Source organism: Streptomyces sp. DH37 (genome assembly GCF_029813835.1).
In the GTDB taxonomy this organism is placed as follows: Bacteria; Actinomycetota; Actinomycetes; order Streptomycetales; family Streptomycetaceae; genus Streptomyces.
This window is the reverse complement of sequence record NZ_JARVKV010000198.1, coordinates 1-439: the sequence shown is the minus strand read 5'-3', so window position 1 is coordinate 439 and position 439 is coordinate 1. Positions and strand designations below refer to the sequence as shown.

The 439-nt window shown below is 77.9% G+C and carries 1 protein-coding gene; it reads left to right on the top strand.

Annotated features, from left to right (window positions below; all coding sequences use genetic code 11):
- Positions 1-439 (top strand): hydroxymethylbilane synthase (gene hemC, locus QC029_RS30650; RefSeq protein ID WP_279559104.1); only part of this gene is annotated, 439 nt, incomplete at both ends.

Genomic DNA, 439 nt, shown 5'->3' with positions numbered 1-439 from the left:
TCGGCGGCGAGATCGACTTCGCCGTTCACTCCCTCAAGGACCTCCCCACCGCCCAGCCCCCGCGGCTGGCGCTGGCCGCCGTGCCCGTCCGCGTGGACCCCCGCGACGCGCTGGTCGCCCGCGACGGCCTCACCTTCGAGCGGCTGCCCGACGGCGCGCGGGTCGGCACCGGCTCGCCGCGCCGCGCCGCGCAGCTCCACGCCTGGGCCCGGTCGCTGGGCCGGGACATCGAGACCGTGCCGATCCGGGGCAACGTCGACACCCGGATCGGGTACGTGCGCTCCGGCGAGCTGGACGCGGTCGTCCTCGCCGCCGCCGGCCTGACGCGCATCGGCCGGATCGACGAGGCCACCGAGCTCCTCGACACCGACGCGGTGCTGCCCGCTCCCGGCCAGGGGGCGCTGGCGATCGAGTGCGCGGCCTCGCGCACGGACCTCGC